Source organism: Acinetobacter sp. S4400-12 (assembly GCF_024129495.1).
Taxonomy (GTDB): domain Bacteria; phylum Pseudomonadota; class Gammaproteobacteria; order Pseudomonadales; family Moraxellaceae; genus Acinetobacter; species Acinetobacter lwoffii_C.
Genome location: NZ_JAMXYB010000001.1, coordinates 170,477 through 190,858, shown reverse-complemented (window position 1 = coordinate 190,858; position 20,382 = coordinate 170,477). Strand labels below are relative to the sequence as shown.

At 45.7% G+C, this 20,382-nt stretch carries 20 protein-coding genes and 1 pseudogene; 13 read left to right on the top strand and 8 right to left on the bottom strand.

Features of this window, described 5'->3' with window-relative positions; translation table 11 throughout:
- Nucleotides 1-60 precede the first annotated feature (60 nt).
- Nucleotides 61-1,971, bottom strand: coding sequence for a 1-deoxy-D-xylulose-5-phosphate synthase (gene dxs / locus NI461_RS00890; RefSeq protein WP_253156147.1), 1,911 nt, complete (start codon nt 1,969-1,971; stop codon nt 61-63).
- 309 nt (nt 1,972-2,280) lie between these two features.
- On the opposite strand from dxs, the gene ribA reads away from it, so the two are divergent.
- Nucleotides 2,281-2,883, top strand: a complete 603-nt coding sequence (gene ribA / locus NI461_RS00885) for a GTP cyclohydrolase II (protein WP_151206717.1) — start codon at nt 2,281-2,283, stop codon at nt 2,881-2,883.
- Between the two features lie 102 nt (nt 2,884-2,985).
- Here ribA and hemN read toward each other — a convergent pair whose 3' ends face one another.
- Nucleotides 2,986-4,359 carry an oxygen-independent coproporphyrinogen III oxidase gene (hemN, locus tag NI461_RS00880; protein WP_151206716.1) on the bottom strand — a complete coding sequence of 458 codons (1,374 nt, stop codon included), beginning with the start codon at nt 4,357-4,359 and terminating at the stop codon, nt 2,986-2,988.
- A gap of 235 nt (nt 4,360-4,594) precedes the next feature.
- Here hemN and hemF point away from each other — a divergent pair, with 235 nt between their 5' ends.
- The 5 genes from hemF (at nt 4,595) to NI461_RS00855 (ending at nt 9,525) form a co-directional block, all read left to right on the top strand.
- On the top strand, nt 4,595-5,542 hold the full coding sequence (gene hemF / locus NI461_RS00875; protein WP_151206715.1) for an oxygen-dependent coproporphyrinogen oxidase: 948 nt from the start codon (nt 4,595-4,597) through the stop codon (nt 5,540-5,542).
- Nucleotides 5,543-5,689: 147 nt separating this feature from the next.
- Entirely contained in the window at nt 5,690-5,896 is a 207-nt protein-coding gene (locus tag NI461_RS00870; RefSeq protein WP_151205281.1) for a hypothetical protein, read from the top strand.
- Nucleotides 5,897-5,984: 88 nt separating this feature from the next.
- Nucleotides 5,985-6,773 (top strand): shikimate dehydrogenase, encoded by a 789-nt coding sequence (aroE, locus tag NI461_RS00865; RefSeq protein ID WP_151205282.1) that lies wholly within the window; start codon nt 5,985-5,987, stop codon nt 6,771-6,773.
- A gap of 370 nt (nt 6,774-7,143) precedes the next feature.
- Nucleotides 7,144-8,967: an acyl-CoA dehydrogenase C-terminal domain-containing protein gene (locus tag NI461_RS00860; RefSeq protein WP_253156145.1), complete on the top strand. Its 1,824-nt coding sequence runs from the start codon at nt 7,144-7,146 to the stop codon at nt 8,965-8,967.
- Between the two features lie 348 nt (nt 8,968-9,315).
- On the top strand, nt 9,316-9,525 hold the full coding sequence (locus NI461_RS00855; protein ID WP_151205284.1) for a cold-shock protein: 210 nt from the start codon (nt 9,316-9,318) through the stop codon (nt 9,523-9,525).
- A 49-nt stretch (nt 9,526-9,574) separates the two neighbouring features.
- Here NI461_RS00855 and hemW read toward each other — a convergent pair whose 3' ends face one another.
- The gene (hemW, locus tag NI461_RS00850) at nt 9,575-10,729 is read right to left on the bottom strand and encodes a radical SAM family heme chaperone HemW (RefSeq protein WP_253156142.1); all 1,155 of its coding nucleotides are present in this window, start codon (nt 10,727-10,729) and stop codon (nt 9,575-9,577) included.
- 123 nt (nt 10,730-10,852) lie between these two features.
- On the opposite strand from hemW, the gene NI461_RS00845 reads away from it, so the two are divergent.
- Entirely contained in the window at nt 10,853-11,311 is a 459-nt protein-coding gene (locus NI461_RS00845) for a DMT family transporter (protein WP_151205286.1), read from the top strand.
- 40 nt (nt 11,312-11,351) lie between these two features.
- Nucleotides 11,352-12,710, top strand: coding sequence for an MATE family efflux transporter (locus tag NI461_RS00840; RefSeq protein WP_317454189.1), 1,359 nt, complete (start codon nt 11,352-11,354; stop codon nt 12,708-12,710).
- A 21-nt stretch (nt 12,711-12,731) separates the two neighbouring features.
- Here NI461_RS00840 and NI461_RS00835 read toward each other — a convergent pair whose 3' ends face one another.
- Nucleotides 12,732-12,941: a DUF1737 domain-containing protein gene (locus tag NI461_RS00835; protein WP_253156140.1), complete on the bottom strand. Its 210-nt coding sequence runs from the start codon at nt 12,939-12,941 to the stop codon at nt 12,732-12,734.
- Between the two features lie 286 nt (nt 12,942-13,227).
- Between NI461_RS00835 and NI461_RS00830 the strand changes: the two genes are divergently transcribed.
- Nucleotides 13,228-14,526 carry an AarF/ABC1/UbiB kinase family protein gene (locus NI461_RS00830; protein WP_253156138.1) on the top strand — a complete coding sequence of 433 codons (1,299 nt, stop codon included), beginning with the start codon at nt 13,228-13,230 and terminating at the stop codon, nt 14,524-14,526.
- Between the two features lie 332 nt (nt 14,527-14,858).
- Here NI461_RS00830 and crcB read toward each other — a convergent pair whose 3' ends face one another.
- Entirely contained in the window at nt 14,859-15,239 is a 381-nt protein-coding gene (gene crcB / locus NI461_RS00825) for a fluoride efflux transporter CrcB (RefSeq protein WP_151205338.1), read from the bottom strand.
- 168 nt (nt 15,240-15,407) lie between these two features.
- Here crcB and NI461_RS00820 point away from each other — a divergent pair, with 168 nt between their 5' ends.
- Entirely contained in the window at nt 15,408-15,740 is a 333-nt protein-coding gene (locus tag NI461_RS00820; protein ID WP_253156137.1) for a HopJ type III effector protein, read from the top strand.
- 71 nt (nt 15,741-15,811) lie between these two features.
- On the opposite strand, the gene NI461_RS00815 is transcribed toward NI461_RS00820, so the two are convergent.
- On the bottom strand, nt 15,812-16,375 hold the full coding sequence (locus NI461_RS00815; RefSeq protein WP_151205336.1) for a hypothetical protein: 564 nt from the start codon (nt 16,373-16,375) through the stop codon (nt 15,812-15,814).
- A 181-nt stretch (nt 16,376-16,556) separates the two neighbouring features.
- Here NI461_RS00815 and NI461_RS00810 point away from each other — a divergent pair.
- A pseudogene (locus tag NI461_RS00810) lies at nt 16,557-17,183 on the top strand (class I SAM-dependent methyltransferase).
- Here NI461_RS00810 and NI461_RS00805 read toward each other — a convergent pair.
- Both NI461_RS00805 and NI461_RS00800 read right to left on the bottom strand, forming a co-directional pair.
- Nucleotides 17,180-17,767 (bottom strand): hypothetical protein, encoded by a 588-nt coding sequence (locus NI461_RS00805; RefSeq protein ID WP_253156135.1) that lies wholly within the window; start codon nt 17,765-17,767, stop codon nt 17,180-17,182. The pseudogene NI461_RS00810 and the gene NI461_RS00805 overlap by 4 nt on opposite strands.
- 26 nt (nt 17,768-17,793) lie before the next feature.
- A complete protein-coding gene (locus tag NI461_RS00800; protein ID WP_253156132.1) occupies nt 17,794-18,261 on the bottom strand; it encodes a Holliday junction resolvase-like protein in 468 nt (155 codons plus the stop codon).
- A gap of 123 nt (nt 18,262-18,384) precedes the next feature.
- Between NI461_RS00800 and NI461_RS00795 the strand changes: the two genes are divergently transcribed.
- Both NI461_RS00795 and NI461_RS00790 read left to right on the top strand, forming a co-directional pair.
- On the top strand, nt 18,385-19,029 hold the full coding sequence (locus tag NI461_RS00795; RefSeq protein ID WP_253156130.1) for a ParA family protein: 645 nt from the start codon (nt 18,385-18,387) through the stop codon (nt 19,027-19,029).
- A gap of 124 nt (nt 19,030-19,153) precedes the next feature.
- Entirely contained in the window at nt 19,154-20,281 is a 1,128-nt protein-coding gene (locus NI461_RS00790) for an AI-2E family transporter (protein WP_151205331.1), read from the top strand.
- Nucleotides 20,282-20,382: the final 101 nt, after the last annotated feature.

Genomic DNA, 20,382 nt, shown 5'->3' with positions numbered 1-20,382 from the left:
GCATATTTTAGCAAATATTCGGGCTTTTTGGGAAAAAATGTGTCTAAAGTTTTTAAATACTTAGGATAGAACGCTTTGTGCCAGTTTAGACCAGGCCTGAGCAATGGATTTTTCAATACCTTGTGCATCAAGTCCAGCTTGTTGCAACATCTGGCTATGTGTTGCCTGTGCCATAAAGGTATCGTCCAGCCCCAGATTTAACATTGGCTTCACGATCTGTGCTTCAGCCAGATATTCATTAACTGCACTACCAGCACCGCCCATGATCGCATGCTCTTCGACAGTAACAAATAAACTGGTGGAGTGTGCAAGCTGATCCAGCATACTGGTATCTAAGGGCTTAATGAAACGCATATTGATGACACGTACACCAACGTCATAGCGACTGGCAAAAGCCTGAGCTGCTTCTAGGGCTGCCTGGACCCGACTACCGAAAGCCAGAATTGAAATATGCTCATCAGATTGCTCGTTCAGGCTGAGCAGAGCCTCTGCCTGACCAATCGGCATCTCGACCATAGTTTGCTGAATTTCAACCCCCAACCCATTACCACGTGGATAACGTACTGCGGCCGGACCATTATAAAGGTAAGCTGTATGCAACATCTGACGGCATTCATTTTCATCTTTAGGCGCCATAATCACCAGATTTGGAATTGTGCGCATATACGCATAATCATAGGCACCGGCATGTGTCGGCCCATCTTCACCGACCAGCCCCGCCCGGTCGATGCCAAAGGTCACATCCAGATTCTGTAAGGCCACGTCATGCACCAACTGGTCATAACCGCGCTGCAAGAACGTCGAGTAAATGGCGACGACCGGTTTTAAACCTTCACAAGCCATACCGGCTGCCAGTGTCACCGCATGCTGCTCGGCAATGGCAACGTCAAAGAAACGTTCCGGATAGTCTTTGGCAAACTGGACCATGCCTGAACCTTCGCACATGGCGGGAGTAATGGCCAGTAGGCGTTTATCTTGTGCGGCCTCATCACAGAGCCATTGCCCGAATACGTCTGAATATTTGGGTGCCATCTTGACTGCTGCGACCGCATTCAGTTTGCCAATGGCATGATATTTAATCTGATCCGATTCAGCGGGCGCAAAACCTTTACCTTTTTTGGTGTAGACATGAATCAGACGTGGTCCGGTCCGCTTTTTCAGGGCATTAAATACATGAACCAGTTGCTGGACATCATGACCATCATAAGGACCGAAGTAATCAAAACCAATGGCTTTAAACAGGTTATCAGCGGCATCAGTTGCCGCGCTGTGCAAGCGTGAGTTATACAACCATTCTGGATGTGGCTGTACATAGGCCTCACCCTCTTCGGTCACATTGACAAATTCACCACGCTCCCAGATTGCTGCAAGATGCTTGGCAAAACCGCCCGTACTGCATGAAATTGACATATCATTGTCATTTAATACAACCATCAGGTTGGCATGATGTGCCACCGCATCATTCATAGCTTCAAAGGCCATACCTGCGGTCATGGCACCATCGCCAATAATTGAAACCACTTCACAGGGGTCATTCTGATAACGACGTGCCAGTGCCATGCCCAAGCCGGCAGAAATTGCGGTGGAAGAGTGGCCTACCCCGAAGGTATCAAACTCGGATTCGTCACGGGCTGGAAACGCAGCCAGACCGTCCTTAGCACGAATCGTGGTCAACTGTTCCCGGCGTCCGGTCAAAGCTTTATGCGGATAGGCCTGATGACCCACATCCCAAATCAGGCGATCATGCGGCGTCTGAAAGCAATAGTGCAAAGCCACAGTCAGCTCAATTACACCGAGGTTGGCACCAAAATGCCCTCCACTTTGCCCAGCAGCATACAAAATGAATTGACGTAACTCATCCGCCACTTGCTCTAGCTGGCTTTGCTCAAGTGCACGCAGTTGCTGAGGATGGTCAATTCCATCTAGCAATGGTGTTACAGGACGTTGAGTTGGAATTTCTGTATACAACATATATGGCAAAGCCTTCTAAAGCCTGGCAAATGCTAAGCGAGGTCAATGGGGAGTACCCGATCATATAGTTGAATTGTAGCAGCTTCAATTCAGCTACGCTTCTAGCGACGCATTATTACACAATGATTTCATCGGGGTAAAAAATTTGCAGGCTACGATTATCCTGAATAACCTCACTATTTATCAACTATTATCGTTCGCTTTCTTAAAAAAAGAAAATGTTCTCCACAAAATCCCCTGTGCAATTCTACTAATGTTTAATCATTAGGCTATACTTTAGTTACTTTTTAGGATTTTACGGGTTCAGCTGTGCCAATCGAATTTGTCGCAACGTCAAGATTACCGACCGCTCATGGTGAATTTAAAATTACTGTTTTTCAAGACCCTAAGACAGGAGAGGAACATATCGCGCTCTCTAAGGGTTTAGAGGAACCCACTGATGAGCCAGTCTTGGTTCGTGTACATTCAGAATGTCTGACCGGTGATGCCTTTGCTTCCCTGAAATGTGACTGTGGCCCGCAACTGCAGGCCACCCTCAAACTGATTAATGAAGTTGGCTGCGGCGTGATTTTATATCTGCGCCAGGAAGGACGTGGAATAGGCCTGACCAACAAGATTCGCGCCTATGCCTTGCAGGATCAGGGACATGATACGGTCGATGCCAACCTGATGCTCAATCTGCCAGCAGATGCACGTCAATATGATATGTGCAGCATTATGCTGGATCATTTGAGAGTGAAAGCGGTACGCCTGATCACCAACAATCCGCTTAAAATTGATGCGCTGACAGCACAAGGAATTCAAGTGATTGACCGCGTCCCCTTGACGGTAGGCTTAAATCCATTCAATGAGCAGTATCTCAAAACCAAGCATGAACGTATGGCACATATGTATCAGAAGGATGATTTTTAACGTCTGTTAAGAATCCCCTCTTCCTCCCTTTTCCCAAGGGAGGAAGTTTATTTCATTGAAGAAAGTTTTCCTCATCTCTCCTCCCGCGAAATCAGGATGCGATTAAATCGTCATCGAGAAAATCCGGTTTTCCGGCATGCGGCGCTTTAAATGCAAATCAAAGGCCATACAGATATTGCGGACAAAAGGTTTGCCTTTTTCCAAAATCGTGACTGATGCGTCTGCTATTTTAATCAATTCATCCTGCTGCATTTCTTCAAGCTGCTCCAGCACTTCCTCAATTTCAGCAAATTGCAGTTCAGGATTTTCCCATGAAGTACTAAAGCTGCACATCAGGTTGAGAATATGCTGGCGAATGATCAGATCTTCCCGAGACAGAATATGTCCTTTAAAGACCGGAATCTGATGCTGTTCCAGACATTCATAATATTCTTCGATCGTTTTCACGTTTTGCGCAAAGCTATACCAGCTATCACTGATTGAGGAAACCCCCAGTCCAATCATGAGCTGGGTTTTGGAAGCGGTATAGCCCATAAAGTTGCGGTGTAAGGTCCCTGTTTGAAAAGACTGGTACATGCTGTCACTGCTTAGGGCAAAGTGATCCATGCCAATTTCATGATAGCCCTGTGCCAGAAGCTTGTTTTTGCCTTCTTCATAGCATTGGCGTTTGAGTTCATCTTTGGGCACATCAGTATCTTTAAAGCCGCGCTGGCCATTGCCTTTAATCCATGGCACATGGGCATAGCTATACAAGGCCAGACGATCCGGTAGCAGTGAGTTGGTCTGGTCGATGGTATTCAAAACATCGTCCAGACTCTGAAAAGGCAAGCCAAAGACCAGATCATGCGAGATGGAGCTATAGCCAATCTCACGTGCCCATTCAGTGACCTGCTTGACATTCTCATAGGGCTGAATCCGATGGATGGCTTTTTGTACGGTTGCATTATAGTCCTGCACACCATAGCTGACCCGGCGAAACCCCAGATCATACAACCCTTGCAAATGCTCACGCGTGGTATTGTTGGGATGGCCTTCAAAACTGAACTCATGCTCTGCGGCAATGTCCGCCTTGAGTAAAATTCCCTGAATCAGCTGGGTTAAATGCTCAACTGAGAAGAAAGTCGGCGTACCGCCCCCCAGATGAATTTCTTTAATAAGAGGTTTGTCTTGCAGCAATTCACAATACAGTGCCCACTCTTTCAATACGGCTTGAATATAAGGCTGCTCTACTTCGTGGCGCTTGGTGACACGCTTATGGCAGCCACAGAAGGTACACAGGCTTTCACAAAAAGGGAGATGAATATACAGGCTAATGCCCTCTGACTGATTCGACTCGTCAAAAGACCGCTTTAAGCTCTGCTTCCAGCGGGCCAGGGAAAAATCCTGTTCTTGCCAATAGGGGACGGTTGGATAGCTGGTGTAACGTGGACCAGGAACATTATATTTCTGAATAAGAGATTTCATCTGAACCGACATGCTGTCCACCTGTGAGCAGATAAAGCCCGAAAAAATGAGTATGCTCAGCTATTGTGAGATGCTTGAAAAAAGAATTCAACCAAGCTCTCCGGTCGGATTTGAGCCTGGCCCCACCTGATCTCTTGCTGAGGTTGAGTCGGCCGGCACAGAAGGAGTATTGAGAAAAACACCTTAATTTTTAGGTCATTTTATGGTTTGATGTAAACAGCTTTTTAATCTCCTCATGAGGGTTCTGATGCAGCATCCAACATCTATGGATATTCAACGCGTTCGCGAATTTCTCCTCGACCTGCAAGCTCGGATCTGTGCAGCACTTGAACAGCAAGAACGGGCTGGCGGCGGTAGCGCCGAATTTGTGATTGATGACTGGGAACGTCCTGAAGGTGGCGGTGGCCGTTCCCGGGTTTTACAAAATGGCACGGTGATTGAAAAAGGTGGGGTAATGTTTTCCCACATCAATATATCCAACCTGCCGGCTTCGGCGACTGAACGCCATCCGAATATTGCCGGCGCCAAGGCTCAGGCCATGGGGGTATCGCTGGTCATTCATCCTCAAAACCCGAATGTACCAACCTCACATGCCAATGTACGTTTATTTGTGGCAGAAAAAGAAGGCCAAGATCCCATCTGGTGGTTTGGAGGCGGTTTTGATTTAACCCCCTTTTATCCCAATGATGAAGATATTTTATCTTGGCATCAGACAGCACATGACCTGTGTGCTCCCTTTGGGGCCAACGTGTATGCCGAACACAAAAAATGGTGTGATGATTATTTCTATCTGAAGCATCGTGACGAGCAGCGCGGGGTGGGCGGCCTATTCTTTGATGATCTTAATCAGTGGGATTTTGAGACCTGTTTCCAGTATATACAAGCTGTAGGCAATGGCTATTTAGAGGCTATTCTGCCTATTTTCAAGCGCAATCAGAACAAGGCATACACGCAGGCACAGCGCGATTTTCAGCTGTATCGTCGTGGCCGCTATGTAGAATACAATCTGGTCTATGACCGCGGTACGCTGTTTGGCCTGCAAACCGGCGGGCGGATCGAATCGATTCTGGTCAGCCTGCCACCTCTTACTGGCTGGTCATATCGTCCTGAATGGGCTGAAGGTTCAGCTGAGAAGCGCCTCACCGATTACTATCTTAAAGCGCATGACTGGCTAACAGAACTGAAAACCAAATAAGAATCCCCTACATAATTACATACAAAGTGTCCTCAAATAGAGGACATTTTCAATAGATAAATCATCTATACTCAAAGGCAATCCCTGAACCCGGGAATACCCTGCATATTGTCTGGTTCAACAATTTAATGACTGAGTAAAATAAAAATGTATGATGCCGACTTAAACCCTGCCCTTCTGGCCTTTTGGCTGTTTCTGATTACCTGTATTGCTGCGATTAGCACCGCTATAATTAGCCATAATTTTGTTCTGGACAGTGTGGCCATCAGTGTCAGTGTATTGACCGTTGCTGGCGTGGTGATCAGCATGGCGCTATTTCTGGCAGAACAGATTATTGAAACTTGTAGTTCTTGAAATTCGAACAGCTTAAATAAGCAGGCGCTTTAGTCCCCGGTCATTTTCACGTATATTGATGCGCATTTCAGCACATGGACACTGTGAAATGAGCAAGCAATTTGCTGTGGTCGGTAATCCCATTGAACAATCACGCTCTCCGGAACTTCATCAGGCTTTTGCAGCCAAAACCGGTATAGCATTAAACTATAAGAAACGTCTGGCGCCACTCGATGGTTTTAGCGCCAATATTCAGGAATTTTTCGCTCAGGGGGGCAGCGGCATGAATGTCACAGTGCCCTTTAAAGAGCAGGCTTTTGCTCAATGTCAGGTCCTGACCGAGCGCGCCAAAATTGCTAAAGCCGTCAATACACTCTGGATGCAAGAAGGTGTATTGCATGGAGATAATACCGATGGTCAGGGACTGGTCGAAGCCATTCGTGCCTTAGACTGGAATCTGGAAAATACCGATATCCTGATGATTGGCGCAGGCGGTGCTACACGTGGAGTGATTTATCCGCTGGTACAAGCAGGCGCCAAAAAAATCGTGATTGCCAACCGGACTCTGGCGCGTGCCGAACAGCTGGTGACAGACCTGCGTGATGCCGTGCCGCAGGCGGAATTACATGCCATCGCCCTAGATGCTCTAACGGGTGATTTTGATCTGGTCATCAATGCCACTTCTGCAAGCTTAACGGGTGATGCACTGATACTGCCAGACAGTTTGCGCTTTAAACAGGCCTATGAAATGGCCTATGGCAAGCCTTCTTCTTTCCTCGATCAGGCCAAAGCCCGCGGTGTACCGACTTCTGAAGGTTTTGGTATGCTGGTCGGTCAGGCTATTGAATCCTTTTATATCTGGAATGGAGTAAAGCCGGAGCTGAAGGATTTTCTTTAATTTCTTTCACTCCTCCGCTAAAGGACTGCCGAATCAGTCCTTTTTCAACTTTTTATGCTTATCTGATTGGATTTAGTGACATCTTTTCACCAGAAAAACCCGATAACATTTGGGTACAACTTATACAAAACTAGTACTGGACACAGCCGCTTTTTATTCATTAAAGTCTAATCAGATAAGCAGTTTTTATCTAAGCCTGCTCCAGACCCAAGCCAGGCGAGCAAAAGAATAGCCAGCAACAGCTTGAATATGTAATTCGCTTTTCTGACAATTTTATTTGCGTGCCTTATCAATGTTTTTTTATTCCAAGTATGAATAATCATAGAATCGATACAGATAATCCAAAACTATTTTAATCAGGATTAAACGCATGCCAGCTTATAAAGCCCCTTTACACGACATTCGCTTTTTAATGAATGAAGTGCTTGACTACCCTGCGCACTACCAGAACCTGTCGAATGGTGAATATGCCGATGCTGACACGGTAGACATGATTTTGGAAGGCGCGGCAGATTTTTGTGAAAATGTCCTTTCTCCTTTAAACCAGAGCAGTGATCTGGAAGGCTGTCATTTTGAAAATGGCGAAGTCAAAACACCAAAAGGCTTCAAAGAAGCCTATGACCAGTTTGTACAAGGCGGCTGGCAAGGTTTGTCCTATCCTGAAAAATTTGGTGGCCAAAACCTGCCAATGTCTCTTAACCTGATCAAATCAGAAATGATGGGAACAGCTAACTGGTCTTTCCAGATGTATCCGGGCCTGAGCATAGGCTGTATCAACACCATCATGCAATATGGCACCGAGGCGCAAAAGAATACTTATCTGCCTCATCTGGTTGCGGGCACCTGGGCAGGCACCATGTGCCTGACTGAACCACAATGTGGTACGGATCTTGGTCAGGTGAAAACCAAGGCTGAGCCAAAAGAAGACGGCAGCTATGCCATTTCAGGAACCAAGATTTTCATCTCTGCCGGTGAACATGATCTGACTGAAAACATCGTGCATATTGTCTTGGCCCGTCTTCCGGATGCACCGCAAGGCACCAAAGGGATTTCCCTGTTTATCGTGCCGAAATTTGTTCCAGCAGCAGATGGTGGGATCGGTGAACGTAACCCGGTGACCTGTGGTTCGATTGAACACAAAATGGGAATCCGTGCGTCTGCGACTGCCGTTCTGAACTTTGACAATGCAGTGGGCTATCTGATTGGTGAGCCAAATAAAGGCTTACATGCCATGTTCACATTTATGAACACCGCACGTATCGGTACGGCCATTCAAGGCATCTGTCATGCAGAACTGTCCTTCCAGGGTGCTTTACCGTATGCAAAAGAACGTCTGTCTATGCGCGCCCTGTCGGGTAAAAAAGATCCGGAAAAAGTAGCTGATGCAATCATTCACCATGCGGATGTGCGCCGTATGCTGCTAACCCAAAAAGCGATTGCTGAAGGTGGCCGTGCCATGATTTATCATGCTGCCCAAATTGCAGACAATATGAATGATGCGCTGGTACGAGGTGACCAAGCCGCTTTTGAAGAACAGGATGATCATTTAGGTTTCTATACCCCGATTCTGAAAGGCTTCCTGACCGAAATGGGCTTTGAAGCGGCCAACCACGGTGTACAGGTCTTTGGTGGGCACGGTTATATCCAAGAATGGGGCATGGAGCAGATCGTACGTGATGCCCGTATCTCTACATTGTATGAAGGCACCACTGGCGTACAGGCACTTGACCTGATTGGCCGTAAAGTCCTGTTGACCTCTAAGGGTAAAGTCATCCGCGATTATACGGCTGAAATCCTGAAATTCTGTGGTCAGCATGCACGTAATAAATATATGCGCCGCTTTGCCTGGGATCTGACCAAGCTGTGCGCGCAGTGGAATGCCCTGACCGTACGTATTATGCTGGCAGCGCGCAAAGACCGTGACATCGTCTCAAGCGCTTCGGTGGACTTCCTGATGTTCTCTGGTTATGTGATGATGGCTTATTTCTGGGCACAACAAGCGGCGGTCGCTTCTGCGAAACTGACCTCTGGTGATGGTGCAGAAACACCAGAATTCTATAAAGCCAAAATCAAAACAGCAGATTTCTATTTTGAGCGTCTGTTACCACGTGCCCAAGGACATGCTGAAGCCATGGTTAACCCATCAAAAACGTTAACGACTCTGGCAGCAGAACATTTTAGCTTCGATTACTAATAAGCAAAGTAATTAAAAAAGAGCGCAATAGCGCTCTTTTTTTATATATACAAGCGTATTTAAAACTGTTTATATGAAAGACGTACACAAAACACACAAATTTATTTGTATATTTTTCAAAACCCTAAACGATATTCAGTATAATTTTCTTGAAAATCTATAAATAAAAGGTATCATGACGATAACTAGAAAAATTCTTGTTTTGGTTAGTCTTCTTTCAAGTATCGCAGTTTTAGTCATAAACCTTCGTTTTACAGATCAAAAAGCTCCATCCTTTTCATTTTTCAAAGTTACGGTTAGTCATCTGAAATTTTGACTAAAAACACATAAGATTCAATAGGTTATATTATGTCTAACACAGTTAATGGTACAGTAAAGTGGTTTAACGAAACTAAAGGTTTCGGTTTCATTCAACAAGAGTCTGGTCCAGACGTTTTCGCTCATTTCAGCGAAATCCAAGGTTCTGGCTTCAAAACTCTAATTGAAGGCCAAAAAGTTTCTTTCATCGTTGCTCAAGGTCAAAAAGGCCCTACAGCGACTCAAATCACTGCTCTATAAGTAGAGACTGATTTGAAAAAGCACCCGGAAGGGTGCTTTTTTTATGGGCTTAAAGAAATTCTTCCAGCACTGAATTTAAAAATATATGTCCCTGTTCCGTACAGGCAATGCGACTTATATCCTCTACCATCAAGTGTCGCTGACGTAGTGAATCCAAGAGTCCATTTAAATGCTCAACTGAAAGGCCGGTCCGCTCACTATAAAGTTTAGTATCTACGCCGTTGTTCAAGCGCAGGGCATTCATCATAAATTCAAATGGCAGCTCGCTCTCTTCAATCCGTTTAAGCTGTAAATGCTCAGCAGGCACTTTAGCCAGATAATCTTTGGGTAAACGGGTTTTCTGGAAACGGTACACGCCATCCGGTTGAGTTACTTTCCCATGCGCCCCTGCTCCAATGGCCAGATAATCGCCAAATTGCCAATAATTCAGATTATGTGCCGAAGGCAATTCTTTACGCCAGGCAGAGACTTCGTAATTAACAAAGCCTTGAGCTTTCAGATAGCGCTCGCCCTGCTCCTGAATATCTTCCAGAACTTCATCTAGCGGTAAAACTGGCTGGGTGCGGAAAAAGACCGTATTCGGTTCTATAGTGAGCTGATACCAGGAAATATGTGTTGCTCCATGTTCAACGGCGAGCTTCAGATCATTCAGCGCCTGTTCTAGAGTCTGTTCCGGTAGTCCATGCATCAGGTCTACATTAATGCGCTGAAAGCCAGCTTCATGTGCCAGCCCAATGGCAAAAAGAGCATCTTCATTGCTATGAATCCGCCCTAAGCGTTTCAGATGTTCAGTATTAAAGCTTTGCACGCCCAGCGAGAGACGGTTAATGCCTGCTGCGAGATAACCCGCAAAAGGATCATGCTCGATGGTGCCTGGATTGGCTTCCAGGGTAATTTCACAATCCGGTTCAAAAGGAATAATCGCCTGCAATTGTGTAAATAACCATTGATAGCCTGGTGCAGAAATGAGCGAAGGGGTTCCACCACCGATAAAAACACTGTGAATGGCGCGTCCCTGGGCAAAATCTACCTGAGTTTTAAAGTCCTCGACCAAGGCGTGTAAATATTCCTGTTCCAGCTCCAGAGACAATTTCCCCTCAGGAACCGCGTGTGAATTAAAGTCACAATAAGGACATTTGCGCACACACCACGGCATATGGATATAAAGCGATACAGGAATCAGGGCGGGATTTAGTTCAGCCAAAGAAGTACTCAAAATTATGACAAGATCTATCCAAATTTTAACATGATTGTTCCAGCACACTGTTAAAATTAAAATCACTGCAAGATCAACCTAAAAATTTAAATAAAATTAGCTCATTAAATTATGAAAATATCTTCCCAACTGATCATATTATTGCCTCTGGTGTTTACCATTGGGGTCTTGCTGACCTTGCAGACCGCCATTAACACCCAGTTAAAAGAATATTTATATTCTCCGATTCAAGCTGCATTTTTTTCCTTTTTGATTGGTACAATAGTGCTTGCCCTGCTGGTGCTGTTGCAGCCGCAATCCAAGCCGACTCTACAGGAGCTGATGAATGTGCCCCTGTACTTATGGATCGGAGGCGTACTGGGGGTATATGCCATTAGTATGAGCATCTATGCAGCGCCCAAGCTTGGTTTTTTGACTTTGACGGGTGCCATTATTTTTGGACAGCTGGTCATGTCGATGGTGGTAGATCAATTTGGTCTGCTGGGCAATGCAAAACTGCCGCTAAACTGGCAACGTCTATTGGGTGGCGTAGTGATTTTTATTGGTGTGCTTCTCACTTTACAACGCTAAACCTTTTCTCTAAGCACATAATTACCTATGAGTCATTTTTGTGTCTAATGTTTCGTCCGCCACAACCTTTTCCTTTGAGTTAAAGCGCCTATTTCAGCTCATGCTGCCCATTCTGGTCACCCAATTTTCCCAGGCAGGGTTGGGGCTCATTGATACGATTATGGCCGGACACCTTTCCCCTACTGATCTTGCCGCAATTGCGGTAGGGGTCGGTTTATGGATTCCGGTCATGCTGCTGTTTAGCGGCATCATGATTGCCACCACGCCTTTAGTGGCTGAAGCCAATGGCGCACGTACACCGGAAAAAATTGCCACTATTGCCCGGCAGTCTCTGTGGGTGGCATTGGTCCTCGGGATCATTGCAGGCCTGATTTTACAGATTTTGCCTTGGGTCCTGCCCCTGCTAGGTGTGCCGGAAAGTTTACAGCCTAAGGCCAGCCTGTTCTTGCATGCCATTGGTTTCGGGATGCCTGCGGTCACCATGTATGCAGCTCTTCGCGGCTATTCTGAAGCCATAGGTTATCCGCGTCCGGTGACTGCCATCAGCCTGCTGGCCCTGATCCTGCTGGTTCCACTGAACTATCTCTTTATGTATGGACTAGGTCCTCTTCCGGCTCTGGGAAGTGCAGGCTGTGGATTTGCTACCGCCATTCTGCAATGGCTGATGTTTATCACACTGGCTCTGTATATTTTTAAGAATAAGGCCTATCACAAGACCCAGCCTTTTAGCCATTGGGAAACAGCTGATCCTTATTGGCTGAAGCGTATTTTAAAACTCGGCTTTCCGATTGGCCTGGCGATTTTCTTTGAAGTCAGCATTTTTAGTACTGCAGCCATTGTCTTGAGTCCTTTGGGTGAAACCATTGTGGCAGCGCACCAGATTGCCATTTCTATCACGTCCCAGCTCTTTATGATTCCAATGTCTCTCGCCATTGCTTTGACCATCCGAGTCGGGACCTATTATGGGGAACAGAACTGGCAGGCGATGCGTAAAGTACAAAGTCTGGGGCTGATTAGTGCCACCGTTCTGGCCCTGCTGTCCATGCTGCTGCTCTGGCTGTTCCGTCAGGAAATTGTGGCTCTCTATACTTCAGATGCGGTGGTCACTCAAATTGCCATGTATCTAATACTCTTTGCTATTGCCTATCAGTTGATGGATGGCTGGCAGATCAGTGCTGCCGGCTGCTTGCGCGGCATGCAGGATACCAAAGGCCCCATGTGGATCACCATGATTTCCTATTGGATTATTGCTTTCCCGGTCGGTGTCTATCTGTCACGTTTTAGTGATATGGGTGCCGCCGGGGTCTGGGTTGGCCTGATTGTGGGGCTGACTGTGGCCTGTGTGTTATTGTTGGCACGGCTTTATAGTAATAACAAACGTCTTACCCTGAATTCCTAAAGGTTGTTCAGTGAGAATGCACTAGCAGTCCTGGAGTGCATCCCTTAAACCCTGTGGAATCTCGGAGTCGTCCTTGACCTCTTTGATCACGACCTGCCCGACAATTACCTCTTTACCATTAAAGGTCATAGTCGGCGCACCATACAGCTCATAGCCTTCATTTAAAGCGCGGGTCACCCGCGCACAGAAATGCACATCATCTGTACCGGTAAAATAGCGATAAACTTTCATGGAATCTTCTTGGCTGTGATAAAGACTATAGTTTAATTTTTTTGCTTTAAAATAATATTCAGAAATAACACCAAGGCTTATTTAAAATAGTGATACCGGACAATTTTGTAAAAACAGGCTAATCACCGAAGATTTTTCAAGCAAATCAATACTGCCAAAGCCGACAAAAAAAATGGAGAATTTGAGAAGCTTTGCAACATATCATCTACAATTAAATGTAGGCAATTGCCCGGTTGTCCCCTATGATCAAATACATCCGTTCAATGATGGGCTCGAGGAATCTCACATGGCAAAAACGGCGCGTACCCCCGGTCGACGTTTTATGAAACTTGCCGGAATGACTGCAAGTATTGCAACTAAAACCCTATCCAATTCCATTAAAAATATCACTGCAGATGAAGAGCAGAAAAATGCTGCACGCAGTCAACTGTTTCAGGATATTGGGGTTCAGATTGCCGATACTTTGGGTGAGATGAAAGGCGCTGTCATGAAAGTGGGGCAAATTGCCTCACAATATAAAGATATTTTCCCACCAGAAGTCGCCAAGGCAATTGCCAAATTACAGCGTCAGGCGCCGCCAATGCCCTTCCGGGAAATTCAATTCCAGGTCGAAAAAGAACTTAAAAAACCTCTGTCTCAGCTTTTTAAAAGCTTTGATGAACAGCCTTTTGCCGCCGCCTCAATTGGGCAGGTTCATAAAGCAGTTTTAACTGACGGACAGCAGGTGGTGGTCAAAGTTCAATATCCAGGTGTTGATGAAGCCTGTGAAAGTGACCTGAAACAGGTCCGTCTGGCCTTGCGTCTAATGGGTGTACTGAAAATTGACCGCAAACTGCAGGATCAGCTGTTTAAGGAAATCCAGCACAGCCTGGACAACGAACTCAATTATGAAATTGAAGCTCAAAATCTGGAAGTTGCCCGGGTGTTCCATGAATCACTGGACACTAAAGTGATTATTCCACGTGTTTTCAAGGATTATTCTTCCCGGCATATCTTAACCCTGAGTCTGGAACACGGCGAGAGCATGGAAACCGCCAGCACCTGGCCACTGGAAACCCGTAATGCACTGGGGCGACGTCTGCTTCGAGCTATTGGACAGGAAATTTTCTATCTAAAACGTTTTCACTGTGACCCGCATCCAGGAAACTTTGCCTTCCGTGAAGATGGCTCCGTCATTATCTATGACTACGGTGCGGTAAAAACCTTGTCTGCAGAAATCGTAGGCCATTTCAGAACCTTGATTCATGCAGCACGTGAAAAAGATATTGGCGTGATTGAGCAGCAACTGGATGCGCTGCATAGCCTGACGGAAACCGGAAAATTCCCACCTGAACTGTACGAACAATGGCTAGAGGTTTTGTTACGTCCCTTGACCACTCATTACGATTTTGCAGAGAATTCGGCACATCATGATGGTATGGAGCTGCTGAAACCTTCCCTAAAATACTGGGATGTATTTAAGCCTTCACCGGATACCCTGATGGTTAACCGAACCATTTCGGGACAGTACTGGAACCTGATTCACTTAAAAGTCGATGATGACTTAAGTGATGTGTTTGAAGAACTGGTGCCAAGCCGTACTTGAAGGGCTTAAAGCGCTGTAACCCTACTTCACTTGAAACATCAAGTGTTACTTTATAACATTTTATGTGATCAAGAAAAAGTTTAGCTTATGCGTTCAGATCTTCCTCCGAGTATCGAGAAGTTCTCTTGCATCATCCCTATGCAGATGGGCATTTTTTTGATCAGCAGCACCATGAATTCACGCCCGCCCCGTAAAGAGGAAAGTCGTGTGGCCAGCGTTAATAAATGTTTTTCCCGTTTTAAATGCAGTTAAGACCAGTTGCTCAATAACGTTTTTCTCGCGTTTTCAGATTGTAGTTTTGTCAGGAAATGACCTCCAATTTCCTGACTTTTTTATGTCTGGTTCAACATCCAGTCACTCAGATAAAAACCTACAGTCAGAGCGGTTAGGCCCAGCAACAGGCTCGAAAACATATACAGTAGCGCCATTGAGATGGCTCCCTGCTTCAAGAGCTGAAAACTTTCCAAGCCGAAACTGGAAAAGGTAGTAAAGCCGCCCAATAGGCCAACCATTAAAAATAAACGGGCTTCCTGCTGCAAAGCAGGATATTTTTGACTGTATGCCAAAAAAATACCGGTACAAAGACAGCCCAGGATATTCACCCACCAGGTAGGCCAAGGAAACTGCATCTGCGGTTTAAAGAGCCAGAGTCCTATGCCATAGCGCAGACTCGCCCCGATTGCACCACCCATGGCGACCCAAAGCCAGTTCATAGCTGCTCCATCCCTTGCATTTTCATCTTTATTTTCCTCTGCTCTTATACCCGCTGCGGACAGACCAACTGCTTTATCTTGCACCGAACGTATTATAAACACCATCGAGATTCAGGAAAAATGCTATATTGACACCGTTGGATTAGGCTTAAAAATCAGGTGGGGCAGATGGCGCAAGATTTACTGGCATTATTGACTGCGGGTGAAGCACAATTCTCGGATGTGATTGCATATATTGATGCACGTTATACCTACACCCCGACCGCATTTAAAAATGGTCAACAGCAGAATGCGGCCAATGAAAACCAAGGTAGTGCCAAAGTGCTTTCCTTTGCCCGGCTTCATGGTCTAAATCAAGCTCAGACTCTCAGCCTGTTCGCTGAACATTATACGTCTGTACTGCTTAGTCCTGAAGCAACTGAGCACCAGAATATACGCCAGTTTATGCAACACGGCTGGGATGGGGTTCAGTTTGAAGCGGAAGCCCTGGCTAAAAAATAAATCATGTTTTATTAAAAAAACCCCTCATGAAGAGTGGTTTTCAGATAATTTAAAGTGAAATAATGCTGCGCTTAGCTTCGATTCACTTTTTCAATCCACTGGATCGAACTTACGCGAAAAACCTCACAGGCGCCATCGCCAGTATCGGTCGGGGTTAAAGAGGAGGTCCAGACCAGCTCTTTATCGCGCACTTCAACCAGTTCTCCTTGCAAGCGCACCAGATCACCGCGTTTCACCTGTTTAATGGCTTTGGCAATCGTTGGATTGGCTGGAATAATATGCATATTGGAAACCATTTGCATGGCTTTTTCCGTAGGCACAGGCACACGGTCCATTTTCCAGTTTAAATAACGGTCATATTGATTCACGCTAATATGCCGGGCAATTTCGGGTTCGGCAAATAATCCCCAGCTCACTGCATAATCAATGGGAGAGAATTTGGATTGCGGATCATCATTATATATTTTGGAACCCAAAATCCGGAAATCCCCTTGAAATGGCTGTAAAGCAGAAATGGACTGCCCTTGTACCATCGGCGGCAAGCCTTTGGCAATATTATGATCGATCGAACTATAGGCTGACATCGGCAAAATAAGACTGGCCAATAACAAACCGGGTTTCAAGTACTTGAGCATAATTCTACATCAATTCCATTCAGTATTTTTTAAAGCAACTACTTTCGATATTACGGATTTTTTACTGGAAAAATAGTTGCACTTGGTAACAGGCTGATGCAATTTGGTCAACTCACAACCATGTTGAGAATCGATTATTTCAGTTAATCTACTGGTATTTTTAAAGCTTATTTAAATATCGATGTTCTATAAATTTTATCAACAACATGTTTTTCCACACCTGCTCCATCAGGTCATGCAAACGCCTTCACTGATGGATCTGCGCCGCGAGTTATTGCTTGGTGTCAGCGGTGATGTACTAGAAATCGGCTTTGGCAGTGGCCTGAATCTGGCTTTTTATTAGCAAGTGGAACAGCTCTATGCACTGGAGCCAAATCCGGCGATTTTTCAGCTGGCACAAGACCGGATTCAGCATGTGCCTTTTCCAGTAAAGCATATACAGGCCAGCGCCGAAGCGCTGCCTTTTGCCACACATGGTTTAAATAATATTGTATCAACCTGGACCTTATGCAGTGTTCCAGATTTAGCCCAAAGTTTGCGTGAAATCTATCGGGTTTTAAAACCAGGTGGACGTTTGCATCTGGTCGAGCATGTATTGAACCGGGAGCATCTGAATATTCAGCGTCTACAGCATCTGCTGACCCCGTTACAAAAGAAAGTAGCGGATGGCTGTCATCTGAATCGTGATATTGAGCTGGCGCTGTTAGAAACAGGTTTCGAGCTGGATGAGATTCAATATCGGGAGGCCGCAGGAATTCCTAAAATTGGTCAGCGGATGCTACTGGCACGTGTACATAAACCGTTTTAGTCCAAACGCTCAACCGCATTGAGGCGAAATAAACGGCAGTGTGACGAATTTTGGCTACCCAGTCCCACATAAAATTCCTGCTGGTTTTTGACATATTTAAGTGTAATCCAGTCGCCTTGGATCCGGATCCGCTGACCAGCCTTAAGACGGCGGATTTTATCGGCAACAGCTTCACTGGAGGCAACCACACTCAGACTGCTCAGTGTTGGCGGTATAGGTGCAGAATCAGCCTGTACCGCATCCTTGAGATTAACTTCAAAGCAGCGTTTGCTTTGTTTAAGCTGCCAAGACTTTAATGCTGCCATAGACGTTTCAGGCTGCGCCAACAGCAGATCAATATTACTTATATAGGCCAGATCATTAAAACTGCCCACTACAGGACTAGCAGGATGAATCGTCCGGCGCTCAGGCCCATAATATTTTTTGGAAATAACCCGATATTCAGCTTCATGGACTTCAATTGGTTCAACCTGAAAGTTCTTGAGTATGCCGGCTTGTTCCAGATGTGGAATTGCGCGGAAATATTCGGACCAGATCCAGAGTCCCAAGGCAAATAGGGCTGCCGCAATAAGAAGTTTATTCATCAGTCACAAGACAGGTGGCCAAACGGTTAATCTTCAAAATTAATCCGGACAGTTTCGAAACGCACGCGTCCGTCCTGAATCGCCCGGGCGATCGCCTGCTGCCCCTTGGTCAACCGTGCTCCACCACTTTTAATGTCAATCAGCACCACTTCAATATCCTCAGCCAACCCATCGCCATCACGAAAAGCACTATAGCCATCAAAAATCACATAGTCCACCGGATCGCCCAGAAACTTGGCATCACTCGGCAGATACTGAAATTCTGGCATAATCGGTGCCATCTGCTCGGCCATTTTCCCTTTTAGCACTGCCCGGCTGGTATTGACACTACGTTTTTGTGCTGCAGCCAGCGCCTGTTGATGTTCCAGTTCCAGCTCGGCAATATACTGCTCATATTCGGCTTTAATTCGGCCATTTCGTGTCTGGCCTAAGATTAGGGTGGTCAATACCACTCCAATACAGGCACCAATCAGCATGGCCAGCGTTATGGACATTCCATCTTCCTAATTTACTTAATTTTTCCTATCTGCATTCGACTGAAGTTGAGTTTATCGATCATTTGCAAGCCTGAAAAGAATGATATGCTAGGCGAGAGCAGAATAAAATCATCTTGAGTCATGAAAACAATTTTAGTTGCGAATCAGAAAGGCGGCTGCGGCAAAACCATTACAGCCATAAGTTTGGCATCAGCACTCGCACAAAAAGGTTATAAGGTCGCCCTCGCAGATGCCGATAATCAGAAATCGGCCTTGCAATGGCTCAAGCAGCGTCCTGAACATGTAGCTCCGATTCGCTCCCTGGACTGGCGCAATGCCAAGTCGATTGGCGATGTCCCCAAACAGATAGAGTATCTGGTCATTGATGCCCCCGGTGCATTGACTGAAGACCATGCCCAGCAGCTGGTCAGCGAAGCGCATGCCATCATCATACCGTTACAGCCTTCTTTTTTTGATATTGATTCCACCCGCCGTTTTCTAAAATATTTACAGGATATAAAACGGATTCGTAAAGGAAAAGTTGAAATTTTACTGCTGGCGAACCGTGTCAAAGCCCAGAGCGCCCATCAACAGCATATTCAGCAGTTTTTTGACAAGATTGACCAACAGCCTGTTGCCTGGATTTCTGAACGTACCTTGTATAGCCGTTTGGCAATGGGGGGCCTGTCTGTATTTGATAAAAACCAGAAAATGTACCGTGAAGTACAAAATCAGTGGCAAAACGTATTAAACATGATTATTGATGATCCGGCGCAGTGGTTCTAAGATGCCACACTTTCTAATATGACTTTCATTAAATAATCGCCCTATCTTGAGCGGTGTACATTTGCCTGCGCTTTTTTTTCAGTTAATATGCTGGCTATGGTCTAAAAATGAGTCATAAAATTCAGTGCAACAGTACGCGCCTACACTACAAAAAGTCTTATTATTTGGATTATTTTTTATCCTGATTTTTTTGAGTTTTCATATACTCAAATATTTCATCATCCCTGTAGTTTGGGCAGCAATTATTGCCTATATGACCTGGCCGCTGTACCAGTCCGTATTACGCATGTGTGGCAACCGTCCCACACTCAGCTCAGCCATCATGATTCTGGCCGTGATTCTGGTGTTTGGCCTGCCGTTTATCTTTGCGATTTTCATGTTACAGCATGAGGGCCGTAACCTGTATTTTGAATTGCAAAAGCAGGTTTTTTCAGGCCGTCTGGATGTTCCGGACTTTATCCGCCAGCTGCCTTTTGTCGGTAAAGAAATCAGCCGTACTTTAAATGAAATTAATACTGATCCCAACAGTATCGCCCTGTCTATTTCTAGCTGGATTCAGGGCCATTTGAATTACGGTAAAGTCGTACTGAATGAAATTAGCAAAAATGTGTTTAAGCTGTGTTTTGCCGTTTTGTCGATGTTCTTTTTTTATCGTGATGGTCACACCATTTTAAATCAGGTACGTAAAGCGTTCGAAATGGTGGTCGGTCCCCGTATTCATCATTATCTGGCAACGATTTCAGCGACTACACGCGCGGTAGTCTACGGCGTCGGCCTGACGGCCATTGCCCAATCCATGCTGGCAGGGTTAAGCTATTTTGTCGCTGGGGTACCAAATCCGATGGTGCTGACTATTGTGACCTTTATTTTCGCTCTGATTCCTTTTGGTCCGCCAGTGGCCTATACCGCTGTTTCCCTGTGGCTGTTCTCACAAGGTCAGACCATTGAGGCGATTGGAGTCATGGTTTGGGGAGTCTGTATCGTCAGTACCGCAGACAACGTCATCCGTCCTCTGGTCATTTCTGGGGCAACCCAAATCCCCTTCTTATTGATTATGTTTGGCGTATTGGGTGGTATTGCCAGTTTTGGTCTGGTCGGGATATTTATCGGACCGGTTATTCTAGCTGTCCTGCTGGCCATCTGGCGGGAGTGGCTGCATGAAACCAACCATCAGGAAGCCCTGCTGATGCCTAAGGCCACCATGGCACATGATATTGACCCGGACGTAGATGAGACACCTAAAACTCCTTAAAGATCAGCTATTAAACAAAATAAAACATTTAAGCACTGATTGTATATAGTCCTCTTGATATTGCTCTGATTCAATAGATGGACAAAAACGGAATAATGATC

Bases quoted from the DNA above. Each gene is read 5' to 3' on its own strand.
- dxs (WP_253156147.1), bottom strand. From the start codon at position 1,971: ATGTTGTATACAGAAATTCCAACTCAACGTCCTGTAACACCATTGCTA.
- hemN (WP_151206716.1), bottom strand. From the start codon at position 4,359: ATGTCGGTTCAGATGAAATCTCTTATTCAGAAATATAATGTTCCTGGT.
- hemF (WP_151206715.1), top strand. From the start codon at position 4,595: ATGCAGCATCCAACATCTATGGATATTCAACGCGTTCGCGAATTTCTC.
- NI461_RS00870 (WP_151205281.1), top strand. From the start codon at position 5,690: ATGTATGATGCCGACTTAAACCCTGCCCTTCTGGCCTTTTGGCTGTTT.
- aroE (WP_151205282.1), top strand. From the start codon at position 5,985: ATGAGCAAGCAATTTGCTGTGGTCGGTAATCCCATTGAACAATCACGC.
- NI461_RS00860 (WP_253156145.1), top strand. From the start codon at position 7,144: ATGCCAGCTTATAAAGCCCCTTTACACGACATTCGCTTTTTAATGAAT.
- NI461_RS00855 (WP_151205284.1), top strand. From the start codon at position 9,316: ATGTCTAACACAGTTAATGGTACAGTAAAGTGGTTTAACGAAACTAAA.
- NI461_RS00845 (WP_151205286.1), top strand. From the start codon at position 10,853: ATGAAAATATCTTCCCAACTGATCATATTATTGCCTCTGGTGTTTACC.
- NI461_RS00835 (WP_253156140.1), bottom strand. From the start codon at position 12,941: ATGAAAGTTTATCGCTATTTTACCGGTACAGATGATGTGCATTTCTGT.
- NI461_RS00830 (WP_253156138.1), top strand. From the start codon at position 13,228: ATGGCAAAAACGGCGCGTACCCCCGGTCGACGTTTTATGAAACTTGCC.
- crcB (WP_151205338.1), bottom strand. From the start codon at position 15,239: ATGAACTGGCTTTGGGTCGCCATGGGTGGTGCAATCGGGGCGAGTCTG.
- NI461_RS00820 (WP_253156137.1), top strand. From the start codon at position 15,408: ATGGCGCAAGATTTACTGGCATTATTGACTGCGGGTGAAGCACAATTC.
- NI461_RS00815 (WP_151205336.1), bottom strand. From the start codon at position 16,375: ATGCTCAAGTACTTGAAACCCGGTTTGTTATTGGCCAGTCTTATTTTG.
- NI461_RS00805 (WP_253156135.1), bottom strand. From the start codon at position 17,767: ATGAATAAACTTCTTATTGCGGCAGCCCTATTTGCCTTGGGACTCTGG.
- NI461_RS00800 (WP_253156132.1), bottom strand. From the start codon at position 18,261: ATGTCCATAACGCTGGCCATGCTGATTGGTGCCTGTATTGGAGTGGTA.
- NI461_RS00795 (WP_253156130.1), top strand. From the start codon at position 18,385: ATGAAAACAATTTTAGTTGCGAATCAGAAAGGCGGCTGCGGCAAAACC.